21 protein-coding genes and 1 tRNA gene are annotated in these 23808 nt (G+C 67.4%); 11 read left to right on the top strand and 11 right to left on the bottom strand.

The features are described 5' to 3' along the window. Window positions 1–763: 763 nt before the first annotated feature. From ABZ297_RS02150 to rpmH, 8 genes are all read right to left on the bottom strand, one after another. Window positions 764–1723, bottom strand: coding sequence for a ParB/RepB/Spo0J family partition protein (locus ABZ297_RS02150; RefSeq protein WP_355337941.1), 960 nt, complete (start codon window positions 1721–1723; stop codon window positions 764–766). A gap of 622 nt (window positions 1724–2345) precedes the next feature. Next, window positions 2346–3296 carry a ParA family protein gene (locus ABZ297_RS02155; protein ID WP_355337944.1) on the bottom strand — a complete coding sequence of 317 codons (951 nt, stop codon included), beginning with the start codon at window positions 3294–3296 and terminating at the stop codon, window positions 2346–2348. 120 nt (window positions 3297–3416) lie between these two features. Beyond that, window positions 3417–4088: a 16S rRNA (guanine(527)-N(7))-methyltransferase RsmG gene (rsmG, locus tag ABZ297_RS02160; RefSeq protein WP_355337947.1), complete on the bottom strand. Its 672-nt coding sequence runs from the start codon at window positions 4086–4088 to the stop codon at window positions 3417–3419. A 527-nt stretch (window positions 4089–4615) separates the two neighbouring features. Continuing rightward, a complete protein-coding gene (locus tag ABZ297_RS02165; protein ID WP_355337950.1) occupies window positions 4616–5107 on the bottom strand; it encodes a R3H domain-containing nucleic acid-binding protein in 492 nt (163 codons plus the stop codon). Window positions 5108–5127: 20 nt separating this feature from the next. Further along, window positions 5128–6078: a membrane protein insertase YidC gene (gene yidC, locus ABZ297_RS02170; protein WP_355337953.1), complete on the bottom strand. Its 951-nt coding sequence runs from the start codon at window positions 6076–6078 to the stop codon at window positions 5128–5130. A 4-nt stretch (window positions 6079–6082) separates the two neighbouring features. After that, the gene (gene yidD / locus ABZ297_RS02175; protein ID WP_355337956.1) at window positions 6083–6364 is read right to left on the bottom strand and encodes a membrane protein insertion efficiency factor YidD; all 282 of its coding nucleotides are present in this window, start codon (window positions 6362–6364) and stop codon (window positions 6083–6085) included. Continuing rightward, entirely contained in the window at window positions 6361–6723 is a 363-nt protein-coding gene (gene rnpA / locus ABZ297_RS02180; RefSeq protein ID WP_355337959.1) for a ribonuclease P protein component, read from the bottom strand. Before rnpA ends, yidD begins: the two co-directional genes overlap by 4 nt. Window positions 6724–6787: 64 nt before the next feature. Further along, complete coding sequence (gene rpmH / locus ABZ297_RS02185; RefSeq protein WP_043614899.1) at window positions 6788–6925, bottom strand: 50S ribosomal protein L34; 138 nt, start codon at window positions 6923–6925, stop codon at window positions 6788–6790. Window positions 6926–7381: 456 nt separating this feature from the next. On the opposite strand from rpmH, the gene dnaA reads away from it, so the two are divergent. From dnaA to ABZ297_RS02230, 9 genes are all read left to right on the top strand, one after another. Further along, window positions 7382–8953, top strand: a complete 1572-nt coding sequence (gene dnaA / locus ABZ297_RS02190; protein ID WP_355337963.1) for a chromosomal replication initiator protein DnaA — start codon at window positions 7382–7384, stop codon at window positions 8951–8953. Between the two features lie 522 nt (window positions 8954–9475). Beyond that, complete coding sequence (gene dnaN, locus ABZ297_RS02195) at window positions 9476–10615, top strand: DNA polymerase III subunit beta (RefSeq protein ID WP_355337966.1); 1140 nt, start codon at window positions 9476–9478, stop codon at window positions 10613–10615. A 25-nt stretch (window positions 10616–10640) separates the two neighbouring features. Beyond that, complete coding sequence (gene gnd / locus ABZ297_RS02200) at window positions 10641–11603, top strand: phosphogluconate dehydrogenase (NAD(+)-dependent, decarboxylating) (RefSeq protein WP_355338116.1); 963 nt, start codon at window positions 10641–10643, stop codon at window positions 11601–11603. Between the two features lie 64 nt (window positions 11604–11667). Further along, window positions 11668–12900, top strand: coding sequence for a DNA replication/repair protein RecF (gene recF, locus ABZ297_RS02205; protein ID WP_355337969.1), 1233 nt, complete (start codon window positions 11668–11670; stop codon window positions 12898–12900). Further along, entirely contained in the window at window positions 12890–13390 is a 501-nt protein-coding gene (locus ABZ297_RS02210; protein ID WP_355337972.1) for a DciA family protein, read from the top strand. The genes recF and ABZ297_RS02210 overlap by 11 nt, the downstream gene beginning before the upstream one ends. A gap of 303 nt (window positions 13391–13693) precedes the next feature. Beyond that, on the top strand, window positions 13694–15637 hold the full coding sequence (gene gyrB / locus ABZ297_RS02215) for a DNA topoisomerase (ATP-hydrolyzing) subunit B (RefSeq protein WP_355337975.1): 1944 nt from the start codon (window positions 13694–13696) through the stop codon (window positions 15635–15637). Window positions 15638–15668: 31 nt separating this feature from the next. Then, on the top strand, window positions 15669–18167 hold the full coding sequence (gyrA, locus tag ABZ297_RS02220) for a DNA gyrase subunit A (protein ID WP_355337978.1): 2499 nt from the start codon (window positions 15669–15671) through the stop codon (window positions 18165–18167). A gap of 3 nt (window positions 18168–18170) precedes the next feature. Next, on the top strand, window positions 18171–18806 hold the full coding sequence (locus tag ABZ297_RS02225) for a DUF3566 domain-containing protein (protein WP_355337981.1): 636 nt from the start codon (window positions 18171–18173) through the stop codon (window positions 18804–18806). A gap of 125 nt (window positions 18807–18931) precedes the next feature. Further along, window positions 18932–19005, top strand: a tRNA-Ile gene (locus ABZ297_RS02230). A gap of 1328 nt (window positions 19006–20333) precedes the next feature. On the opposite strand, the gene ABZ297_RS02235 is transcribed toward ABZ297_RS02230, so the two are convergent. From ABZ297_RS02235 to ABZ297_RS02245, 3 genes are all read right to left on the bottom strand, one after another. Continuing rightward, the gene (locus tag ABZ297_RS02235) at window positions 20334–21548 is read right to left on the bottom strand and encodes a helix-turn-helix transcriptional regulator (RefSeq protein ID WP_355337984.1); all 1215 of its coding nucleotides are present in this window, start codon (window positions 21546–21548) and stop codon (window positions 20334–20336) included. A gap of 4 nt (window positions 21549–21552) precedes the next feature. Then, complete coding sequence (locus tag ABZ297_RS02240) at window positions 21553–22098, bottom strand: flavoprotein (protein ID WP_355337987.1); 546 nt, start codon at window positions 22096–22098, stop codon at window positions 21553–21555. Window positions 22099–22177: 79 nt separating this feature from the next. Continuing rightward, window positions 22178–22333, bottom strand: a complete 156-nt coding sequence (locus ABZ297_RS02245) for a hypothetical protein (RefSeq protein WP_355337990.1) — start codon at window positions 22331–22333, stop codon at window positions 22178–22180. Window positions 22334–22504: 171 nt separating this feature from the next. Here ABZ297_RS02245 and ABZ297_RS02250 point away from each other — a divergent pair, with 171 nt between their 5' ends. Together ABZ297_RS02250 and ABZ297_RS02255 are read left to right on the top strand one after the other, a co-directional pair. Continuing rightward, window positions 22505–22699, top strand: a complete 195-nt coding sequence (locus ABZ297_RS02250) for a hypothetical protein (protein ID WP_355337993.1) — start codon at window positions 22505–22507, stop codon at window positions 22697–22699. A 133-nt stretch (window positions 22700–22832) separates the two neighbouring features. Further along, window positions 22833–23777, top strand: coding sequence for an RNA polymerase sigma-70 factor (locus tag ABZ297_RS02255; RefSeq protein WP_355337996.1), 945 nt, complete (start codon window positions 22833–22835; stop codon window positions 23775–23777). Window positions 23778–23808 lie beyond the last annotated feature (31 nt).

Raw genomic sequence — 23808 nt, forward strand, 5'->3', positions numbered from 1 at the left:
ACCCCAGCATCGGACATCGCACGCGAGCGCTGCAGTTGTGACGGTCAGCACCACAGGAGCAGCCGACGAAGCGGCACGCTGTTTCACGTGAAACAGTGGCGGCAGGCTATCCAGCCTTTCAGCGGACGCCGAACAGAGCGTGCAGCACTGGCCGAACAGAGCGTGCAGCATTGACACCCCGAGGAGGGATCCGGAGTCTCGCCGGATGATGAGAGCCGACGTCTCGCTGTTTCACGTGAAACCAAGTCGAACTCCCAGCCTCTGCGCGAGGGCGCGACCGGTCGGCTCCAACTAAGCGGCGGCAGGTGGAGCCTGCCACCCCCGCCCCACTCCACCTTCGCGACTGCCGCACGCGGCCGCGTAAAGCACTCCCTAATCCGAGAGCACCATCGCGTTGGGCACCCCAACCGCGAGCACCACCCCGACCGCCACTCGCCCCTGCTCGCTCCCGGACGCCGCTCGGCCCCACACGCCGCTCGCTCGCACGCCATGCGCCCCGGACGGCGCTGACCGCACGCCACGGACCCGACGCTGCCTCCCCACACGCCGCTTACCCACAAGCCGCCCGCCCTCGCATGGCGCCTGATCCGCACGCCCTGAGCACTTGGGGTGCCGCACCTTCGACTCCGCAACGCCCACAGGGACGGTTTCGGTGGGCGCACGGGAGAGGAGTACAACCGTCGCTACAGCTCTCCATGCGCCGTTGTTTCACGTGAAACGCCCCCTGAACGAGGGCGCCACGATGGTTTCACGTGAAACAGCGTCAGTCCTCTGCGTCACGCATGGCGCGGACAGCCTCCGGAGCCATGGTGCCGATGATCCGCTCCAGGTCGTCGATCGTCGCGAACTCGACGACGATCCTCCCCTTTCGGCGACCCAGGTCGACCTTCACTTTGGTCTCGAAGTGGTCGGAGAGCCGGTCGGCGAGGTGCGTGAGGCCAGGGGCGATCGGCTTGTTCGCCTGCCGCTCACGCGGAGCCTTCGGGGCGGCCTTGGCGCTACCGAGGCTCACGATCTCTTCCACCGCCCGCACCGACAGCAACTCGGCCACGATCCGCTTGGCCAACTGGATCTGCTCGTCCGGGTCGCTGAGGCTGAGCAAAGCGCGCGCATGCCCGGCACTGATCGTGCCGGCAGCCACCTTGGTCTGAACCTCTGGCGGCAGATTCAGCAGACGCAGGGTGTTCGTGATGTGCGACCGTGAGCGCCCGACCTTCTGCGCAAGCTGCTCGTGAGTGGCCTGGAAGTCGTCGAGCAACTGCTGGTACGCCGCGGCCTCTTCCAACGCGTTGAGCTGTTCCCGCTGAAGGTTCTCGATCAACGCGTCGCGGAGCAGCTCGTCGTCCTGTGTGTTGCGGACGATCGCGGGGACCTGTTCCAGCCCGGCCAGCTTGCTGGCCCGCCACCGCCGCTCCCCCATGATCAGCTCGTACTGCCCGCCACCAACCGGCCGCACCACGATCGGCTGTAGCAGCCCGACCTCACGGATGGACGCAGCCAATTCGTGCAGCCGCTCCTCGTCGAACACGTCACGCGGCTGCCGAGGGTTGGGCACGATCGTGGTGAGGGTGACCTCCTTGAAGTACGCCCCAGCGATCGGCTTGAGCTCGGTCTCCCCCGTTGACCCGCTGCCGTTGGCCACCGCCCCCGCGCCGTCAACGATGGGACCGGTCGGGATGAGCGCCCCGAGCCCCTTGCCCAATCCCCGCCGCTGCTGACTCACTGCGTCTCCTCACCACCCGGCCGATTCCGGTCACTCCAGGAGAGGTTACCGTCGTGAACGCGACGGGGTACCCTCTCGCCACACGCGACTCCACCGGATTTCCACCAAACTCCCCCAGAGCCCATCACCCGCCCAGCAACGGAAACCAATCTCCCCTGCCGCCACCCTCGCGACCAGTCGCCGTTGCGCGCGCCGCGTCCCCCAGGTGCTCCGTGCCGTGCCCACCGCTGAGCACATCGATTCCCCGCACGACCAGCCAGCGGATCACGGACGCCACGAGCCGGGCACCCAGCCCCGGCCACCGACGCTCGGTGCCGGCTATGGATAACGACGAGCCCAGGTGACGCGCCCGAGCAATGCCGAGCCGGTGCTACCGCCCCGCTCGGGATGGCTGTGCTGGCCTCCTGACGGGAATGCTGAGCTGGCGCTTCCGCTGTCCTTTTGGAATACCTGTGCCAGCCCACCGATGGGAGCGGCCGAGCCGATGCTTCCGCCGGGCTCCTCAGGGATGCCTGGGCAGACCCAGGAAATGGCTTCCGGCGCGAGCGGCACATGCCAACCCCCCGCCGAGACCAGCGGTCCCAGGCGCGAGACAGTCCTGTGGATGACGGGGTGCGGTCGGTCAGACGGTGGCGCGGTGAGCGATCTCGCGGGCGGCGTCCATGTAGGCCATCGCGCCGCTGGAACCTGGGTCGTACGTCATGACGGACTGACCGTAGCTGGGTGCCTCCGACAGGCGGACGCTCCGGGGGATGACGGCCTTGAGGACCGTCTCGCCGAAGTGCGCGCGGACCTCGTCCGCGACCTGGGAGGCGAGGCGGGTGCGGCCGTCGTACATGGTGAGGACGATCGTCGAGAGGCGCAGCGTCGGGTTCAGGTGCGCCTTGATCAGGTCCACGTTGCGGAGGAGCTGGCCCAGCCCTTCCAGGGCGTAGTACTCGCACTGGATCGGGATCATCACCTCGTCGGCGGCGACCAGGGCATTGACCGTCAGCAGCCCCAGCGAGGGCGGGCAGTCGATGATGATGTAGTCGAAGTCGATCGCATCGTACGCCGCGAGGGCCCGGCGAAGGCGGGCTTCCCTGGCCACCAGGGAGACGAGCTCGATCTCGGCTCCCGCCAGGTCGATCGTGGCGGGAGCGCAGTAAAGGCCGGGCATGTCAGGCACCTGCTTGACGATCTCGGCCAACGGGAGGTCGTCCACAAGGACTTGATAGACATCCGGGACATCGCCCCGGTGTTCGGTCGCCAGCGCGGTGGAAGCGTTGCCCTGGGGGTCGAGGTCGACGACAAGGACCCGCTGGCCGTTCATGGAGAGCGCCGCCGCGATGTTGACCGACGTCGTCGTCTTGCCGACACCCCCCTTCTGGTTCGCCACCGCGATCACTCTGCCCTTGGACGGACGAGGCCAGGCCCCGCTGCCCGGCCGGGAGGATTCGTCCGACTGCGCCGCCGTCTGGGTGGCAGATGTTTCACGTGAAACCACTGAGCTGAGCGCCTCTCGTACCAACGGGGAGTCACCGGGGTTCAGGGGGGTCTGGGTCACGATGGCCATCCTTTCAACCAGCGGCATGGTGGTGCCGGGAATTTGCTGTCGCGACACGCCCATTTCGGGCCAGCCAACCCCAGCAGGACTCTCGGACGAAGGACTGTCCGGCCAGCCAAGCCCGCATGGCCCAATCGGCACAGCCTGTCACCTCCTTCGTCGCCGCCTACCTCGCTCCGGCGCGCGGCCCGCTACCACCCGAACCAAAGTTGCAGGCGGCTCGACCTTACCGCGCCCGACGGTCACAAGCTCAGCCGTGGTCGCTCCGCTCGCGCGCAACTGCGGCTCCGCTTCGGCGAGCTCCTCAGCGGCGCGCTCCCCCTTCATGGCGATCAGCTCGCCACCCTCACGCAGGAGCGGCATGGCCCACTTCAGCAACCGGTCGAGCGGCGCGACGGCGCGGGCGCTGGCCACGTCGAACTCACGCTTTCCCGCCAGTTCCTCCGCTCGCCCGCGCAGCACCTCGACGTTGTCGAGCTTGAGCGCCGCAACGCACTCCTCCAGGAACACGGTACGGCGAAGCAGCGGCTCCAGCAGCGTAACCGTGATGTCGTCCCGGACGATCGCGAGCACCAGGCCGGGCAGCCCGGCTCCGGAGCCGATGTCGACCAGGCGCACGTTCTCAGGGACGGCCTCCGCGACGACGGCGCAGTTGAGCAGGTGGCGGTCCCAGATCCGCGGCACCTCGCGCGGGCCGAGCAGCCCACGAACCACCCCTGGGCCTGCCAGGAGCTCGGCGAATGCCTTCGCCCGATCCCAGGCTTCGCCGGTGAAGACGTCTCGCGCAATGTCCGGCGGAGCGGGTAGCTCGTCGCTCACGGGATGGTGGCCCTTTCTAGGGTTCTGTTACGGGCTGGCGGGTTTCGCCCGGTGAGGGCGTGGTCTCGGGGGTCGGGTCAGGTTCACTGTCAAACCCAAGGCTAAGTGTGCGATCACTGTGAAAAGACTAACGGGCCGCCCCAAGTGGGAACTGACGAGCACGCTATATCGGGCATGCGTTGCGGTACGAAGTGGTCCGGTCGAAACATCCTCATTCCCCGGAGCGGCCTCGCTATCGCATCACAGAGTCGCCACCTCTCGATGCCCCATGGCTCCCCCGCAACGGCGTCACGGGGAACGCGACGGCCGCGGCGGGCCGGGTGACCCATGCATGCCGTACCAAAAGACCTCGAGGCGCGAAGCGCCGCCCCAACACGGCGCCGCAGAAGCGGACGGCGGGCGTGCGCGGAGAGCGGGCGCGAGGGCTGGCAGACAGGGCTCGTTGCCGGGGGAAGTGGAACGGCCGCCGATCCACCTCGGGTGAGGCGGAGTCGGCGGCCGATCGGTCGCGCGGGAAAGCGATCAGGTCAGGCGGGGAGGACCACCACGTAGCGGTTGGGCTCCTCGCCTTCCGACTCGCTGCGGAGGCCTGCCGCCGCCACCGCGTCATGGACGATCTTGCGCTCGAACGGCGTCATGGGCTGGAGCGACTTGGGCTCGCCCCGCTCCTTGACCTGGTTCGAGATCTCGGTGCCGAGCTTGGTCAGCTCCGCGCGCCGGCGTTCGCGGTAGCCGGCGACGTCCAGCATCAGCCGCGACCGCTCCCCCGTCTGCCTGTGGACGGCGAGGCGCGTCAACTCCTGCAGCGCCTCGAGGACCTCGCCCCCAGGGCCGACCAGCTCGTTGCCCTTGACCCCGACAACGGAGACCATCGCACGGTCGCCCTCGACGTCCATGTCGATGTCGCCGTCGATGTCGGCGATGTCGAGAAGGCCCTCGACGTAGTCGGCAGCGATCTCGCCTTCCTGCTCGAGCGCGTTGAGGTCAGGAGTCTTCTCCTGCTCGGCCTCGTCGGTCATGGCCGGCCTCTCCTTCGTGTTCACGACTTCTTGCTGCCCGTGCGCTTGCTGCGTGACTGGCGACTGGGCTGCTGCCTGATGATCTTAGGCTCCGGAGGCGGCGGGGGTGCCTGCTCTTCGGGAGCGGACTTGCGGAGCTTGGCGATCAGGCCGGGCTTGGGCTCGACCGGGATCACGTTGCCCTTGGCGTCGTACTGCGGCATCGGGTGCCGGCTGTAGAACCAGTGCTGCTGCCCCAGCGTCCACAGGTTGGTGGTGACCCAGTAGAGGATCAACCCCAGGGGGAAGTTCAGGCTGAAGAAGGCGAACAGCGGAGAGATGTACATCAGGATCTTCTGCTGCTGCGCCATGGGGTTGTCCGGCATCTGGGCCATGGAGCGGCCGACGCTCTGCCGGACGGTGAGGAACGTGGTGAGCGAGCTGATCGCCACGAAGATCCCAAGCACGATCTTCGTCTGCAGTACGCTCGCGTCGAAGCTGGCGATCTGCGCCTCGGACATCCAGAAGCTGGCGGGGAGCGGCGCACCGAAGATGTGCGCGGACCTGGCGCTGTCGACGAGTTCCTGGGTCATGCCGTACTTGGCGTGGCCGTCGGCCATCGCGCGCAGCACGGTGAACATCGAGATGAAGATCGGGAACTGGGCGACGACCGGAAGGCAGCCTCCGAGCGGGTTGGCGCCCGCTCCTTGGTACAGCGCCATGACTTCCTGGTTCATGCGCTGCTTGTCGTTCTTATACCGCTTGCGGATCTCCGCCACCTTGGGCGCGAGCTCCTGCATCTTCCGCGAGGACCTCATCTGCTTGAGGAACAGCGGGAAGATCAGGAGCCGCATGCAAACGGTCAGCGTGATGATGGTGAGAGCCCAGGTCAGCCCGCTGTCCGGGTTGAGGACCGCGCTGTATCCGGTATGGATCCAGATGATGACGTGGGCTACGGCTTCGTAGAGCCAGCTCAGCCAGGACAGCTCCACTGAGCTATCTCCCTTGCGTTTCGTGGGACCGAACCGGGCGTGGGGGCACCGGGTCTATACCTCCGGGATGGAATGGGTGGCACCGCCCGATGCGCCGGACAGTCAGCCATGTGCCGCGCAAAGCTCCATGTACGGCCAGCGCCTCCAGCCCATACGCACTACACGAAGGGTGGAAACGGCAGCGTGGACCGAGCATCGGGCCGATGAAGGCCCGGTAGAACCGGATCGGGACGATCAGCACCCGAGCGGCGAGGCTCGGGAGCGTCCCTTGCGGCTGCTCCGTCATCTGTGTCCATCCATCGAGGACTCGCGCCGCCTGAGCAGTCGATCCAACGCTTGGTCAAGCTCGGCGGCAAGATACTCATATCGCGCTGACGCGGCCGGTGGATTGGCGCGTACCACAAGCAGGCTACCTCGCGGGAGCCGGTCGAGACGGTCTCGCATCAGGTGTCGGAGCCGCCGTTTGACCTTGTTGCGGACGACCGCGCCCCCGACTGCCCGGCTCACCACGAAGCCGACCAGGGGCGCCGCACCCCCGGAAATGTTGAGATGCGCCACCAGAGTGGGGCGACCCGCGCGTTTACCGCGCTTGATCGCCAACGCGAACTCATCCCCGCGCCGCATGCGGGATCCTCGGGAAAGCACCGCTATACGCCTATCGCCCGCCGGCAGGACTCGCCGACGGGCAGGACTATCTGGCGCGGGACGATCAGGCCGACAGCTTCTCGCGGCCCTTACGGCGACGAGCGGCAAGGATGGCGCGACCGGCCCGGGTGCGCATCCGCAGCCGGAAGCCGTGGGTCTTCGCGCGGCGACGGTTGTTCGGCTGGAAAGTACGCTTGCTCACGGGTGGGCTCCAGGCTTGAGGGTGCGCCGCTAGGGCGCTTACACACATGGCTGGCCTACCACTGTAGCGAGGGCACGCGAAATAGCCGTCGCGTGGCAAGCCGACCGTCGTACGTTACGGGCCAATCATGGCCCAGGTCAAACCGGCGGCGAACATGAGCCGGTTATCCACTAATCCACATGCGGGTTTTCCACCGCTGTGGTCGCGTCCACAGTATGTGCATCGTGGTGCCACTAGGCTGTGGACAACGCCTTGAACCCTGCTGTGCACAGGGATACTGTCGGCCCTTCCAGAGCCGCTGCAGGGCTGTGCACAACCTGTGGATCTCCTGTGGACTCCCTGGGTACTCAGCGCGGAATCCACGTTGTGGACGAAGGGGCCGCACGCCGCCAGGACGGCGGGCCCATGTGGATAACTATCGCGGGGGGCCGCGAGAGGAAGGAGGGGAGCCGCACCATGAACGGTGTCGAACTCGGCACGGTGTGGGAGAGAGCTCTGGGCAACTTTCTCAACGAGAACGTGCCCATCCAGCAGCGCACCTGGCTCTCCATGGTCCGCCCGATCGCGCTGGCCAACGACACGATCGTGCTGGGCGTCCCCAACGACTTCCTCAAGGACCTGATCGAGGGCAAGCTCAAGTCCCTCGTCGCCCACGCGCTCTCCCAGGAGCTCGGACGGGCCACGCGGCTGGCCGTGATGATCGACACAACGGCGCCCGAGCAGCCGATGCCGGACCTTCATCAACAGCCTGTGGCTCAAAGTTATCCCCAGAGCCAGGAGCCGCAGCCGCGTTTTGCACAGCCCCCGCAATCGCAGGTCTACCAGGCATCCGAGCCTCCGCAGTTCTATTCTCCACAGCCCGAGCCGCCCCAGGTATCCACTGAATATCCACAGCCGACGTTCACTTTTGAACAGGGCCAGCCGACTGTGGAGAAAGCGCCGGACCCGGCGCCGAACAGGTGGGAGGCGAAGAGCAGCAAGCCCAGTGAAACGGCCAGGCTCAACCAAAAGTACACATTTGAGACATTCGTCATCGGCGCCAGCAACCGTTTCGCGCACGCCGCCGCCGTGGCCGTCGCTGAATCCCCCGCGAAGGCGTACAACCCCCTCTTTATTTACGGCGACTCCGGTCTGGGGAAGACCCACCTGCTGCACGCGATCGGGCACTACGCGCAGAGCCTGTACGACGGCGCACGGGTGAGGTACGTGAGCTCGGAGGAGTTCACCAACGACTTCATCAACAGCATCCGCGACCACAAGGCCGACGGCTTCCGCGGCCGCTACCGCGCGATCGACATCCTGCTCGTCGACGACATCCAGTTCCTGGAGGGCAAGGAGCAGACGCAGGAGGAGTTCTTCCACACCTTCAACACGCTCCACAACGCCAACAAGCAGATCGTGATCTCCAGCGACCGCGCGCCCAAGCAGCTCATCACGCTGGAGGACCGGCTGCGCAACCGGTTCGAGTGGGGGCTGATCACCGACGTCCAGCCGCCCGAGCTGGAGACGCGTATCGCGATCCTCAGGAAGAAGGCGATCCAGGAGGGCCTGGCAGCGCCGCCCGAGGTGCTCGAGTACATCGCCAGCCGGATCTCCACCAACATCCGCGAGCTGGAGGGCGCGCTGATCCGGGTCACCGCGTTCGCCAGCCTCAACAGGCAGGGTGTGGACCTCCAGCTGGCCGAGGTGGTGCTGAAGGACCTGATCACCTCGGAGTCCGGGCCGGAGATCACGATCGCCACGATCATGGCGAAGACGGCCGAGTACTTCGGCATCAGCATCGACGACCTGTGCGGCAGCTCCCGCAGCAGGGCTCTGGTCAACGCCAGGCAGATCGCGATGTATCTGGCGCGGGAGCTGACCGAGCTGTCGCTGCCGAAGATCGGGCAGCAGTTCGGTGGTCGCGACCACACGACGGTCATGCACGCCGAGCGCAAGATCCGGTCGCTCATCGCGGAGCGTCGGTCGATGTACAACCAGGTCAACGAGCTGACAATGCGTATCAAGCAGACATCTCGCGGATCTTGAGCGTCATGCACACCCTGTGGATAACACTGTGGATCAGGGAAAACGTCCAAACGCGGCGGCCTTACGCCCCCTCTTGGCCCGAAATTTCCTGCACAGAGGTTGGGGATAAGTCTGGGGACATCCTGAGGAGAACCTGGGGACTACTCGTGGATAGCCTGGGGACGGCCTGTGCATACTCTTTCGGGCCCGCTCCGAGAGGCCGTTTACCCGGTGGACAACCGGTGGAAACCCAGTGGATAACTCGTGGATGAACGCACCAAGATCTGGGGACGGCCTGTGTGCAACGAACCTTCATCCCCAGGCGGCAGAGTTACCCCCAGGCGTCACCCACATGGGCAGTGGATGAAAACAGGGCCAGTGACCAGCGCCAACGCCGGTTGTCCACAGTATCCACACCCCCTAGTGTGATGACCTCTTATCTCTCCTACAAAGAAACTCAAGACCCATAGAGGGGTTCTCCCGGATCCAAGGTGCGGGAGAGGCAACACTTGAAGCAACGACGAAACCAGGAGGCTGATCACCGTGATGTTCCGAATCGAGCGAGACGTCCTCGCTGAGGCGGTGGCATGGACGGCACGCAGCCTCCCAGCGCGCCCGTCCGTGCCCGTCCTCGCCGGAATGCGGCTGGAGGTCACCGAGGAGCAGCAGCTCAAGCTCTCCGGCTTCGACTACGAGGTCTCCGCCGAGGTGACGCTGGAACTCCACACCGGTGAGGCCGGCGTCGTCCTGGTCTCGGGCAAGCTGCTCGCCGAGATCACCCGCGCCCTTCCCGCACAGCCTGTGGACTTCGTCGTGGAGGGCGCCAAGGCGGTCGTCACGTGCGGCAGCGCCCGGTTCACCCTGCTGACCATGCCTGTGGAGGACTACCCGTCGCTCCCGGCCATGCCCCCGGCCGCCGGACGCGTCGGCGCAGACGTCTTCGCTTCCGCCGTCGGCCAGGTGGCCGTCGCCGCGGGCCGCGACGACACGCTCCCCATGCTCACCGGCGTCCGCATGGAGATCGAGGGCGACACCGTGACCCTCGCCGCGACCGACCGCTACCGCCTGGCCGTCCGAGAGCTGAAGTGGCAGCCGGGCCAACCCGACTTCTCGTCCGTCGCGATGATCCCCGGCAAGACGCTCGCCGACGCCGCCAAGGCGCTCGGTGCCACCGGAGCCGAGGTGGAGGTCGCGCTCAGCGCCGCAGGCGGCACCGGCGAGGGCATGATCGGCTTCTCCAGCGCCGGCAGGCGCACCACCACCCGCCTGCTCGACCCCGAGTTCCCCAAGTACCGCTCGCTGCTCCCCACCGAGTTCTCCGCCCGCGCGGATCTGTCCACAGGCCCGTTCGTGGAGGCGGTCAAGCGCGTGGCCCTGGTCGCCGAGCGCAACACGCCGGTGCGGCTGGCGTTCAGGAGCGGCGAGGTCGTCCTGGAGGCGGGCAGCGGCGACGAAGCGCAGGCCGTCGAGGTGCTGCCGGTGGATTACGAGGGCGAGGAGATGAACATCGCCTTCAACCACCAGTTCCTGCTGGAAGGGCTGGGGGCGATCGACTCCGACGTCGCCCGCCTGCAGATGACCACGTCCACGAAGCCCGCCATCCTCACCGGCGGCAAGCCTGTGGACGGCGAGGGCACTCCCGACTACCGTTACCTGATCATGCCGATCCGCTTGTCGGGCTGATCCGGCCATCAGGGATGATGGAAGCCTGTACAAGGGGGTAACCAACATGCAGATCGGCATGGTCGGGCTGGGCAAGATGGGCGGCAACATGGCCGAGCGGCTGCGCCGCGGCGGTCATGAGGTGATCGGGTACGACCGCGACCCGAAGGTGAGCGACGTCGGCAGCCTCAGGGAGCTGGTCGACAGGTTGCAGGCGCCTCGGGTGGTCTGGGTCATGGTTCCCGCCGGCAAGCCCACCCAGCAGACGGTCGACCAGCTCGGCGAGATGCTGTCCGAGGGCGACCTGGTGGTCGACGGCGGCAACTCCCACTATGTGGACGACCAGAAGCATGCCGCGGAGTTGGCCGCGAAGGGCATCGGCTTCGTCGACTGCGGTGTGAGCGGCGGTGTGTGGGGCCTGGAGAACGGCTACGCGCTGATGTGCGGCGGCGACGACGTCTACGTCCGGCGCCTGATGCCGATCTTCGAGACCCTCAAGCCCGCGGGCGAGGACGGCTTCGTCCACGCGGGCGAGGTCGGCGCCGGGCACTTCGCGAAGATGGTCCACAACGGCATCGAGTACGGCATGATGCAGGCCTTCGCGGAGGGCTGGGAGCTGCTCGAGGCGTCCGACATCGTCACCGACGTCAAGGGCTCCTTCAGGAGCTGGCGCACGGGCACCGTGATCCGCTCCTGGCTGCTCGACCTGATGGTGCGGGCGCTCGACGACGACGAGCACCTCGACAAGCTCCGTGGTTACGCACAGGACTCCGGCGAGGGCAGGTGGACGGTGCAGGCCGCGGTCGACCACGCGGTGCCGCTGCCGGTGATCACGGCCGCGCTCTTCGCCAGGTTCGCCTCGCGCCAGGACGACTCGCCGTCCATGAAGGTGGTCGCGGCGCTGCGCAACCAGTTCGGCGGGCACGCGGTCTCCGCGACCGAGGGCTCCACCGAGAAGGGGGCCGACGCGCCGGGCGCCGACGTGGTCCCGCCGGCCGAGGCCGTGTGACGGTTTTCCACAGGCTGTGAGCCGGTGACCCCAGCGGCGCGCGTGGCCCACTAACCTTCGTGGGGTGCATGTCGCCCACCTCTCGCTGACCGACTTCCGGTCCTACGCGTCCGTGGAGCTCGGCCTGGAGCCGGGCGTCACGGCGTTCGTGGGGCCCAACGGCCAGGGCAAGACCAACCTGGTCGAGGCGCTCGGGTACGTGGCGACGCACTCCAGCCACCGGGTGTCCACCGACGCGCCGCTGGTGCGGCAGGGAGCGAGCCGGGCGATCGTGCGCTGCGCCGTCCACAGGGATGAGCGGCGGGCGCTGATCGAGCTGGAGATCAACCCGGGGCGGGCCAACCGGGCGCGGCTCAACCGCTCCCCCATGTCCAGGCCGCGCGACGTCGTCGGCCTGCTGCGCACGGTCCTGTTCGCGCCGGAAGACCTGGCCCTGGTCAAGGGCGACCCGTCGGAGCGGCGGCGGTTCCTCGACGACCTGCTGGTCTCGCGGGCTCCCAGATTCGCCGGCGTGCGCGCCGACTACGACCGGGTGCTGAAGCAGCGCGGCGCGCTGCTGCGTACGGCCTCGCAGGCCCGGAGAGGCGCCAGGAGCGCCCGACGGGCCGAGCGTGACTCCGGCTTCGCGTCGGCGGGCGCCGGCGACGTCCTGAGCACTCTGGAGGTCTGGGACGCCCATCTGGCCCGGCACGGTGCGGAGCTCCTTCAGGCCCGGCTCGACCTCATCGAGGCGCTGCGCCCGCTGGTCGCCGGAGCGTACGCCGCGCTCGCCCCCACGAGCGCCCCCGCGACGCTGGCCTACCGCAGCACGTTGTCCACAGGTGGGGATGAAGCGGAGGACGAAGTCGCCGGTGAGCGCGGATCTTCCGATGCACAGACGTTATCCACAGACTTGGGGAAAACCCTTGAAGCGCGGCTGCGTGAGCGGCTATTGGAGGTCCGCTCGGCCGAGCTGGAGCGGGGGGTCACGCTCGTCGGTCCACACCGCGACGACCTGATCCTCGGCCTCGGCGAGCTGCCCGCCCGCGGCTACGCCAGCCACGGCGAGTCCTGGTCGTTCGCGCTCGCGCTGCGCCTGGCCGCCTACGACCTTCTCAGGGCCGACGGCGGCGATCCGGTGCTGATCCTCGACGACGTCTTCGCCGAGCTCGACAGCCAGCGCAGGCGCCGCCTCGCCGAGATCGTCGCACCGGCCGAGCAGGTGCTCATCACCGCGGCCGTGGCCGACGACATCCCACAGGAACTGACCGGAGCCAGATACGACGTCGTAGAGGGGAAGGTGACCCGTGTCCGTTGACGACAACCCCGCGGCCAGGGGCGCCGCCATGGCGAGGGAGAAGCTCGCCCAGGCCAAGGCCGACGCCGCCAAACGCGGCCAGCTCCCCCGCCGCGAGCCGAGGCGCAGGGCCGCGGGGCCGCGCAGGGCGTCCGGCGATCCCCAGCTTTTCGGACGCGCCATTCTCGACCTGCTGGCCGACCGGGGCTGGGAGCAGTCGGCGGCCGTCGGCGGGGTGTTCGGCCGCTGGCCCGACATCGTCGGCCCCGACCTGGCCGCGCACACCAAACCCGAGTCGTTCGACGACGGCGAGGTGCTCGTCGTCGCCGACTCCACGGCCTGGGCGACCCAGGTGCGCCTGCTGGCCAGGACCCTCGTACGCAGGCTCAACGAGGAGCTCGGCGACGGCACGGTCACGAAGGTGAAGGTCAGGGGCCCGCAGAACGCTCCGCGGCCGTCCGGAGGGTTGCGGGTGACCGGAAGCCGGGGCCCCGGAGACACCTACGGCTAGGTCGCGCCAGGCGATCAGATAGCCCCTGACGCGATGACCCCCCGTTCGAGAGGGGGGATGCTCGCCTGGGGGGCAAAACGAGCTAGAGAGCATTACAGGCGCGTTCATTGCCACCTTCGGGCTCCGGAGCCGGTAGAATGAAAGCGGATTCCGGACACGTCCGCTTGCGTGTCACCCCGGCACCAAGCCGACTCCCCTGGGTGACCGCGCATCGGGGCACTCACGACGGTGACGGGCACGGCAGGGGCAACGAGCAGTTTGGCTTCTCCCCCGCCGCGTGTCCGCGGCAGGAGGATTTCGCAGTTGTCCTACGACGCTAGCTCAATCACCGTACTCGAAGGGCTTGAGGCGGTTCGCAAGCGCCCGGGTATGTATATCGGGTCGACCGGTGAGCGCGGCCTGCACCACCTCGTCTACGAGATCGTAGACAACGCGGTCGACGAGGCTCTGGCGGGTTACGCCGACAGGATCGACATCACTCTCATGGCCGACAACGGCGTGCGCGTGGTCGACAACGGCCGCGGCATCCCCACGGGCATCCACCCTGTGGAGAAGCGCTCGGCGGTCGAGGTCGTGCTGACCACCCTGCACGCGGGCGGCAAGTTCGACAGCCAGTCCTACGCGGTCTCCGGTGGCCTGCACGGCGTCGGCTCCGCCGTCGTCAACGCGTTGTCCACAGCCATGGACGTCGAGGTCAAGCAGAACGGCCATTTCTGGCGGCTGCGCCTCGTCAACGCCAAGCCGCAGGCCCCGCTGGCCAAGGGCGAGGAGACCGACGAGACCGGCACCACGATCACGTTCTGGCCCGACCCCGAGATCTTCGAGACCACCAACTGGAACTACGAGACCCTCTCCCGTCGCTTCCAGGAGATGGCCTTCCTCAACAAGGGCCTGACGATCACGCTCGCCGACGAGCGTCCCGACCACGTCAACGGCGAGCCGCGCGGGGTCGAGTACCACTACGAGGGCGGTCTGGCCGACTTCGTCCAGCACCTCAACGCCAAGAAGGAGGCGGCGCACGCGTCGGTCATCTCCTTCGAGGAGGAGGGCGACGGCATCGCGGTGGAGATCGCGATGCAGTGGAACAACTCCTACTCGGAGTCGGTGTACACCTTCGCCAACACGATCAACACCGCCGAGGGCGGCACCCACGAGGAGGGCTTCCGCGCCGCGCTGACGTCCATCGTCAACAGGTACGCGCGCGAGCAGAAGTTCCTCAAGGAGGGCAAGGACGACAACCTCTCCGGTGAGGACGTCCGCGAGGGCCTGACCGCGATCATCTCGGTGAAGCTGTCCGACCCGCAGTTCGAGGGCCAGACCAAGACCAAGCTGGGCAACACCGAGGCCAAGTCGTTCGTCCAGAAGGCCTGCAACGACCACCTGCGCGACTGGTTCGAGCGCAACCCCGGCGAGGCCAAGGACATCATCAACAAGTCGCTGCAGGCGTCCCGCGCCCGCATCGCGGCCCGCCAGGCGCGCGACCTGACCAGGCGCAAGTCGCTGCTCGAAGCGGGCAGCGGGCTTCCCGGCAAGCTGGCCGACTGCCAGTGGAACGACCCGGAGAAGTGCGAGCTGTTCATCGTCGAGGGCGACTCGGCCGGCGGCTCGGCCAAGGGCGGCCGCGACTCGCGCTTCCAGGCGATCCTGCCGATCCGCGGCAAGATCCTCAACGTGGAGAAGGCGCGGATCGACAAGGTCCTCAAGAACAACGAGGTCCAGGCGCTGATCACGGCGCTCGGCACCGGCGTCCACGACGAGTTCGACATCGCCAAGCTGCGCTACCACAAGGTGATCCTGATGGCCGACGCCGACGTCGACGGCCAGCACATCAACACCCTGCTGCTGACGCTGCTGTTCAGGTTCATGCGGCCGCTGATCGAGGCCGGGCACGTCTACCTGTCCTGCCCGCCGCTCTACAAGATCAAGTGGGACCGGAAGGGCGAGGACGCGTCCTACGCCTACTCCGACGCCGAGCGCGACGCCGTCATCCAGGCGGGCATCGACGCGGGCAAGCCCGACCCGCGGCCCCGCGACAACGTCCAGCGGTTCAAGGGTCTGGGCGAGATGAACGCGGGCCAGCTCTGGGAGACCACCATGAACCCCGAGACGCGGCTGCTGCGCCTGGTCACGCTGGACGACGCGGCTCAGGCCGACGACCTGTTCAGCGTGCTGATGGGGGAGGACGTCGAGGCCCGGCGCGACTTCATCATCCGCAACGCGCGCGACGTCCGCTTCCTCGACGTCTAGTGGCCGGCCGAATCACAAAGAAGGACTACCTGTGACGGAAGTGAACACCACTCCCCCGGCTGAGCGCATCGAGCCTGTGGACATCCAGTCCGAGATGCAGCGCAGCTACATGGACTACGCGATGTCCGTCATCGTGTCCAGGGCGCTGCCGGACGTCCGCGACGGTCTCAAGCCGGTGCACCGCCGGGTGCTCTACGCCATGTACGACGGTGGGTACCGTCCCGACCGCGGCTACTTCAAGTGCGCGCGCGTCGTCGGTGACGTGATGGGCACCTACCACCCGCACGGCGACACCTCCATCTACGACGCGCTGGTGCGCCTGGCGCAGGACTGGTCGCTGCGATACCCACTGGTCGACGGGCAGGGCAACTTCGGCTCGCCGGGCAACGACCCGGCCGCGGCGATGCGGTACACCGAGTGCAAGCTCGCGCCCATCGCCATGGAGATGCTGCGCGACATCGACAAGGACACCGTCGACTTCCGTCCGAACTACGACGGCAAGTCGCAGGAGCCCGACGTCCTGCCGGCGCGCTTCCCGCAGCTGCTGGTCAACGGCTCCGGCGGCATCGCGGTCGGCATGGCCACCAACATCCCGCCGCACAACCTGCGCGAGGTCGGCGCGGCCGTCAAGTGGTGCCTGGAGAACCCGGAGGCCACCGACGAGGAGCTGCTGGAGGCGTCGATCCGGCTGGTCAAGGGGCCCGACTTCCCGACCAGGGCGCTGATCGTCGGCCGCCGCGGCATCGAGGACGCCTACCGCACCGGGCGCGGCTCGATCACCATGCGCGCCGTCGTCGAGGTCGAGGAGGACAAGGGGCGGCAGGCGCTCGTCGTCACCGAGCTGCCGTACCAGGTCAACCCCGACAACCTGGCCCTGAAGATCGCCGAACTGGTCCGCGAGGGCAAGCTGACCGGCATCGCCGACGTCCGCGACGAGAGCTCCTCGCGCGTCGGGCAGCGGCTGGTGATCGTGCTCAAGCGCGACGCCGTCGCCAAGGTCGTGCTGAACAACCTGTACAAGCACACCCAGCTCCAGGACACCTTCGGCGCCAACATGCTGGCGCTGGTCGACGGCGTGCCGCGCACGCTCAGGCTCGACCAGTTCATCCGGTACTACGTGGCCCACCAGATCGAGGTCATCGTCCGCCGGACGCGCTACCTGCTGCGCAAGGCCGAGGAGCGGGCGCACATCCTGCGCGGCCTGCTGAAGGCCCTTGAGCGGCTCGACGAGGTCATCGCGCTGATCCGCGCCTCCGAGTCCGCGTCGCACGCCCAGCAGGGCCTGATGTCGCTGCTGGAGATCGACGAGATCCAGGCGCAGGCCATCCTCGACATGCAGCTGCGCAAGCTCGCCGCCCTGGAGCGCCAGGCCATCCAGGACGAGTACGACCAGCTGATGGCGCAGATCGCCGAGTACAACTCGATCCTCGCCAGCGAGGCCCGCCAGCGCGAGATCGTCAACGACGAGCTGGCCGAGCTCGTCGGCAAGTTCGGCGACGAGCGGCGCACCGAGATCATCGCCTACGACGGTGACATGTCGATCGAGGACCTCATCGCCGAGGACGAGATCGTCGTCACCATCACCCGGGGCGGATACGCCAAGCGCACCCGTACCGACCTTTACCGGGCGCAGAAGCGCGGCGGAAAGGGCGTGCGCGGCGCCCAGCTGCGCCAGGACGACATCGTCGACCACTTCTTCGTCACCACCACCCACCACTGGCTGCTGTTCTTCACGAACAAGGGCCGGGTGTACCGGGTAAAGGCGTACGAGCTTCCCGACTCCGGGCGCGACGCTCGCGGTATGCATCTCGCGAACCTTTTGGCGATGCAGCCCGACGAAACAGTCATGGAAGTTCTCGATCTGCGCGATTACGACGTCGCGCCATATCTGGTACTCGCCACCCGCAGCGGGCTGGTGAAGAAGACCCGCCTGTCCGAGTACGACTCGCCCAGGACGGGCGGCCTGATCGCGATCAACCTGCGCGACGATGACGAGGTCATCGGCGCCAGGCTGGTCTCTGAAGAGGACGACCTGCTGCTGGTCTCCAAGGGAGCCCAGTCCATCCGCTTCACCGCCTCCGACGACGCGCTGCGGCCCATGGGCCGGGCCACGAGCGGCGTCATCGGCATGCGATTCCTCGAAGGCGACGAACTTCTCGCCATGAATCGGATGGGCGACGGTCAAGATGTGCTTATCGCCACGAAGGCCGGGTACGCAAAACGGACGCCAGTGGAGCAGTATCCAGTCCAAGGACGCGGCGGTAAGGGTGTGCTGACTGCGAAAATCGTAAGTTCCCGTGGCAAGCTGGTCGGAGCCGTCATGGTCAACCCGGAGGACGAGGTTTTCGCGATCACGTCCGCTGGCGGGGTGATCCGGACGAGTGCCGGCGAGATCAAGCAGTCCGGCCGCCAGACCATGGGAGTGCGATTGATGAACCTCGCTGAAGGCGACAGTGTGGTGGCCCTCGCCCGCAACGCCGAGTCGATGGACAGCTCGGTTGAGAATGAGGAAGACGGGGGAGGAGAGTAACTCATGAGCGCCCAGGGTGGCCCCGCGAGGACCAAGGCGGGTCGGGAGAACGGGCAGCAGCCGAACAAGCCCGGCGAGCCTGAGATATTCGGCCCGGCTGACGAGGGAAAACCGGCCCCGCCGGGTCCCGGCCAGGCCAGGGAGGAGCAGGAGGGCAACGAGACGGCGATCCACGTCCGCCCGTCTCTCACGTCCGAAGCTCCGCCTGCCGTTGAGATTCCCAATAAGAAGAAGTCTTCAGGTGGGGGCGGGGGGCGTCTCCCCCGCAAGGCCCATCTTGTGCTGCGTCGTGTCGAACCGTGGTCGGCCATGAAGTTCAGCTTCGTGGTGTCGCTCGTCTGCTTCGTGGTGCTCTTCGTGGCGGTGGCCGTCCTGTACGGCGTGCTGTCCGCCCTGGGCGTGTTCGACTCGCTGGTGGACCTCGTCAACCAGCTCGGCAAGGGCGAAGGAGGGCAGAACTCGATCCCGATCGACATCGCCTCCTGGTTCGAACCCGTCCGCATCCTCGGCTACACGGCCCTGATCGGCGCGGTGAACGTCGTCCTGATCACGGCCCTGTCCACACTGGGGGCGGTCATCTACAACATCGCCTCCGACTTGGTGGGTGGCGTCGAGGTGACCTTCAGCGAAGCCGAATGACCCGCCGCTCGCGCCGCACCCGACGCCGGGGGCGGCGCGAGCAGGGGCGAAGACACGGTAAGCTTTCTTCGACCGAACAACCGGGTCGCGTTGGTTCAGCCGATGCGATACGGTGCGGTGTGCGCGGGGCTATAGCTCAGACGGTTAGAGCGCTTCCCTGATAAGGAAGAGGTCCCAGGTTCAAGTCCTGGTAGCCCCACCCAGCTCGAAGGCCATTTCCGTAGATCGGAAGTGGCCTTTTTGATCTTCTGAGTGACTATGCTTCCCGGTTCTCGCCGGGGAAGATCAGGTCCATGGCCTCCGCGCCTTCCAGGAGGACGGGGCGGAGCTCGGTCCCGGCGCGCGCCGCCTCCGCTCCACGGCGGTGCAGCGAACGATGGCCGTTCCGCCGCCGGCCCCCACCGCTTCGCGGCCCTGCGGGGTGCTTCGCATGGGCGCCGGCCGCTCCACTCTCATCACGCATGGTTCGCGGGCTGAGGTCCGTACCCCGCCCCCGATACCGCATTGTTCGTGTCCCTCGGTCGGCGTCAACTCCGTCTGTGCGGCATGGGATGTGGGCCGCGTGGAACGCCACAGGGCAGGGCGTCCGAAGACGGAGTTGACACCTCGGGCGGGACACACAATCGGGCAGCTATCGGGGGCGGGGCAGAGTGGCCGTGGGATGCGACGACCACGGGGTGCGGCACGGCGACGGGACGGCGCCCGGAGTCATCCCAGCCGCCGTGCCCGTCTATCGGGCTCGGCCTGACAGCAGTGCGGTCCAGAGCGTGCGAGCTTCAACGATCGAGCATTGGTGGGTCTCGTGAACCACGTCCCCGGTTTCGGCCTGCAGGGTACGGCGGATGAGTGTCTGACCGCCGCCCTCGCACAACTCGTAGAACACCGCCCGGCAGGCGCACGTCCACGCCACGACGCGGAGGCGATCCACGGCCGCACACGGTTTCAGCCACGTGAGCTGGACGTGGTCACGCTGGGCCATGGGGATGTGCGGGCTCAGGCAGCCTTCACCAACCGTCATGACACACCTACGGTCACGATGCTTGGCGCTCGGTGGAGTTCGGCATATCGAGCAGTGATCCTGCGCGCGGCGTGCTCCGGCTCGAACGCGGAATGATGCGCGTACAGCCAGCGGCCCGTCCTGGAGCGACGCCCCGTCCACCACCGGTACCAGAAGCCGTCCGTCCACACCACGAGTCCGGTACATACAGACACCAGCGCGAGCCCGCGCCCTTTGTGGATGTCGGCGGGGATCTCCATGCGCGCCAAGGCTGCGCAGAGTTGGTCGGCGGTTTCCAGCGCCGAGAGGGGCCGAACCGTGGCAGTCATGGGGGCGAGGCCGACCGCTTGAGACGGCTCGGGGCAGCAGACGCACCGATTCCACGGGTTTCTCTGTTCGTGCCGCATGTGACGTTCCCTCCTGTTGGGGGACGTGGCCTCTGGTCGCGCCACGCAGGAGGAACCGTATGTGCGGGTCAATGGGGGAACCCGCACGGTGGTGAAGGTCAAGAAGCCGCATAAAAGTGCGGGTCAGACGATGCCCGCCCGGTGGGCCAGCCCGCGGAGCTGCGGGGTGCTGGCACGGTGCTCCCGTTTGAGCAGTTGGGTCAGCAGCTCGCGGGGACGGCCGCCGTAGCGGACGAGTTCGGGCGAGAGCCGCTCGGCTTCGAGGAGCATGTTGACCGACGCGGCGTCCTTGCGCTTCAGGGCGTAGGCACGAGCGAGGTCCAGGTGCACTTGGGCGCGGCGTCCGACCAGGCCGTCAGAGAGCTGCGCCAGGTCGAGGGTTTCGCTGCTGCTGATCGCCTGCCGGGTATCGCCGAACTCGACGGCCGCCGAGATCTCGTGAATGGTCACGTTGGTCGTGCCGAACGCGGTCCAGAAGTCGTTGCGGTCTTCGCCGAGCATGTCGGCGATCTGCCGGGCCTGCGCGAGGAAGGTACGCATGGCGGCCTGGTCGTACGCGGCAGCAGCGGCGGTGACGGCGACCAGGTAGAGCGCGCCGACGATGGGCAGGGCGCGCAGAGTGGGCCGCCCGGTGGCGCCCTGCAAGGCGTCGGCTGCCTGGAGAACCAGGTGTAGGGCGCGTTCGGTCTCACGGAGCCGTACCAGGACGTAGCCGAGCCGGTAGGCGCTCACGGCGGCGAGAAGGGGCCTGTCGGCTTCTTGGGCGGCGGCCAGCGATCGGTCGGCGGCCACCCAGGCGAGTTCCGCCTCTCCCACGCGGCGCAGGGTCGTGGTGGCGGAGTGGTAGGTCAGCGAGCGAAGGGTCTGGTACGCCCGGCGCTGGGCGGCGGGTGCGTGGCGGCTGCCCAGTTCGGTGGCCACGATCAAGTGAGGCAACCGCCTGCCCACCTCGTCGTAGCGCGTGGCCTGGTAGAGCCGGTTCACGCGGCGGATCTCGTGCCGCAGCCACACGACGCTCTCCGGGGAGCCCTGCGCGTGCCGGGGATCGATGAGCGAGGACAGGCCGTCGTAGCCCATCATCGCCTGCCGGATGGCCGATGCTGCCTGGTAGCGCGTCATCGCGTTCGTCTTCTTCATGGTGAGTTCGTCCACAGGCAGACCGAGGACGTCAGCAAGGGCGTTGATCACGGTGTGGTTGTCGACGGCCCGTTGCCCACGCTCCACCTGGCTCAGCCAGCTTTCGGAACGGCCGACGAGACCGGCTAGGACGGCTTGGGACAGTCCACGGCGACGGCGTGCCCGGGCGATCCGCTGGCCGATCTCCTTGTGGGCGTCCATGCCATCACCCCTGGGTCTGTCGCTCCCCGACAACGGCGTGTAGCTCCTGGATGATTTGTTCCCAGGATGGCATGCGGGACTGCGGCGGGGCGGCGGGATCGAACAGGACCCGCACGCCCATCTCTTGAAGCGTGTCCAGGCTCCGCTGGAACGCGAGGTGCCGGGCGAGCGCGTCCTTCAGTAGCGGCACGGCCAGGATCGGAACGCCGAACCCCATCACTTCGCACAGCAGTCCGACCGCGAAGGTGTCGGCGATGCCGTTCGCCCACTTGTTGATCGTATTGAACGTGGCCGGAGCGACGATCACGGCGTCGGCGGGAGGGAGGCCCTTGGGATCCTGCGGCATGCGGTACGTGCTGCGGACCAGGTCACCGGTTAGGCGCTTCAACTCGGGGACATTGACGAAGCGTTCGCCCATCGGTGTGGTGACCACGTGCACCTGCCACCCGGCCGCCTGAGCCATGGGGATCAAGAGATGGAGATCGGCGGCGGCAGGTGCGGCACACGCGATCACATAGAGAATGCCGGGCGTGTCCTCATGGGACTCCATGCGCGTGATCCTATGAAAAATGCGATGGCCGTTGAGGTCCGACTGTGGGGAGGAGACACCCGATCGGTTGCGACTCCGCTCAGTTGCATGAATCGATCCACTGCTCCACGAACGCGTCGGCCTCCCGTGACGTGACGACCTCGCGCGCGGGCGCGGGGGCGATGCTGCTCACCACGCGGCGAGGGTTCGCAGGGCGTCCCATCTGGACGAGATAGCAGGCCAGTCCGTCGCTCATCTGGCGCGCCACGGCGGAGACGAAGGCGTTTCTCCGATACCTGTTGATGAGAAGGAGAAGGCCACGTTCCTCCAGCCTCACCCGGAGGGCTTGCAGGGCTTCTCGCCGTCCGCTGGATGACCCTCACCGCCGCCCGCATCGCCTACGAAGACGAGCGCACCGCAACTCGGCATGGACTACGCCGAAGCCGTCCTCATCATCCGCCGCACCATGGCTCACCCCAACGGCCACCCCATCGAGGTCACCGAGGTCAAAGCCCCCGTCAACCGCTACGAGATCGGCTACCACCACGAACTCGCCGAAGACCCTGAGGTCGTCTTCACGCCGCAAGAGCTCCGCGACAATGGCATAGACCTCGTGATCTAGACGAGTAGTTCCTAAGTGGTCGCAGTCGTAAGTTCTTCGGGGGTTGACGGGCGCGCAGTTCTCCGCGCGCCCGCTTCGCCCAGGGGTGTAGGGCGAGTGGACGCGGCCTGCGCATATGACCGACCATGGGGCAATGTTGCTCCACACGCACGAGGCCGATCTGTTCGAGAGCTATAGGGGCCGCTTGGAGGCGATCGCCTACCGGCTGCTGGGCTCGGCTGGTGATGCGGAGGACGCGGTGCAGGATACTTACCTGCGCTGGCATGCGGCGGACCGGGAACGGATCGAGACGCCCGAAGCGTGGCTGACGAAGGTGCTCACCAATCTCTGCCTCAACTGGCTCACCTCGGCGCGGACCAGGCGGGAGACCTACGTGGGGCAGTGGCTTCCTGAGCCGGTGCTGGACGGAGATCGGATGCTAGGTCCCGCCGACACCTTCGAGCAGCGTGAGTCGGTCTCCATGGCGATGCTCACCCTGATGGAGCGGCTGTCCCCCAATGAGCGCGTGGTGTATGTGCTGCGTGAGGCGTTCGGGTACGCGCACCGCGAGATCGCGGAGATTCTCGACGTCACCGAGTCGAACTGCCAGCAGATCCACCGACGTGCGAAGCAGCATCTGGCCGTCGAACGATCCCGCACGGAGGTCGATGCGGCCGCCGCGCGGAAGATCGTCGAGGAGTTTCTCGCCGCGGCCCTCAGCGGCGACACCGAGCGGCTGGTCCGGCTGCTCGCCGCCGACGCGGTCAGCGTGGCTGACGGCGGCGGCAAGGTCGTCGCCCGGAGGACTCCGGTCATCGGAGCGATGGGCATCGCCCAGTACCTGCGTGGCATGTTCCAGCCGAGCGACTCCAAGCGAGCCCTCGTCGGTGACAGTCCCGCCTTCTACGCCGTCGTCGTCAACGGCGGTCCTGCCGTGCTGGTCGAGGTCGGCGAGCAGGTCATCGGCGTGGTCTGCCTCGATACGACTCTCGACGGCCTCGCCTCGGTCCACATCCAGGTCAACCCCGACAAACTTCAGCGCATCGCGCGCCAGTGGGCGGCCGCTGGACCTCATCGCCCGCTGGCGGTGAGTTGGTGACCTACATCACGCTCGGTCTCTGTCAGGAATC

It is taken from the genome of Nonomuraea sp. NPDC005983, assembly GCF_040614375.1.
In the GTDB taxonomy this organism is placed as follows: Bacteria; Actinomycetota; Actinomycetes; order Streptosporangiales; family Streptosporangiaceae; genus Nonomuraea.

What these genes read in the sequence shown, in the direction of transcription:
- dnaA (WP_355337963.1), top strand. Translation starts at nt 7,382, where the DNA reads ATGAACGGTGTCGAACTCGGCACGGTGTGGGAGAGAGCTCTGGGCAAC.
- ABZ297_RS02235 (WP_355337984.1), bottom strand. Translation starts at nt 21,548, where the DNA reads ATGGACGCCCACAAGGAGATCGGCCAGCGGATCGCCCGGGCACGCCGT.
- ABZ297_RS02155 (WP_355337944.1), bottom strand. Translation starts at nt 3,296, where the DNA reads ATGCCGCTGGTTGAAAGGATGGCCATCGTGACCCAGACCCCCCTGAAC.
- ABZ297_RS02225 (WP_355337981.1), top strand. Translation starts at nt 18,171, where the DNA reads ATGAGCGCCCAGGGTGGCCCCGCGAGGACCAAGGCGGGTCGGGAGAAC.
- ABZ297_RS02240 (WP_355337987.1), bottom strand. Translation starts at nt 22,098, where the DNA reads ATGGAGTCCCATGAGGACACGCCCGGCATTCTCTATGTGATCGCGTGT.
- ABZ297_RS02250 (WP_355337993.1), top strand. Translation starts at nt 22,505, where the DNA reads ATGGACTACGCCGAAGCCGTCCTCATCATCCGCCGCACCATGGCTCAC.
- ABZ297_RS02255 (WP_355337996.1), top strand. Translation starts at nt 22,833, where the DNA reads ATGTTGCTCCACACGCACGAGGCCGATCTGTTCGAGAGCTATAGGGGC.
- yidD (WP_355337956.1), bottom strand. Translation starts at nt 6,364, where the DNA reads ATGACGGAGCAGCCGCAAGGGACGCTCCCGAGCCTCGCCGCTCGGGTG.
- ABZ297_RS02245 (WP_355337990.1), bottom strand. Translation starts at nt 22,333, where the DNA reads ATGAGCGACGGACTGGCCTGCTATCTCGTCCAGATGGGACGCCCTGCG.
- ABZ297_RS02165 (WP_355337950.1), bottom strand. Translation starts at nt 5,107, where the DNA reads ATGACCGACGAGGCCGAGCAGGAGAAGACTCCTGACCTCAACGCGCTC.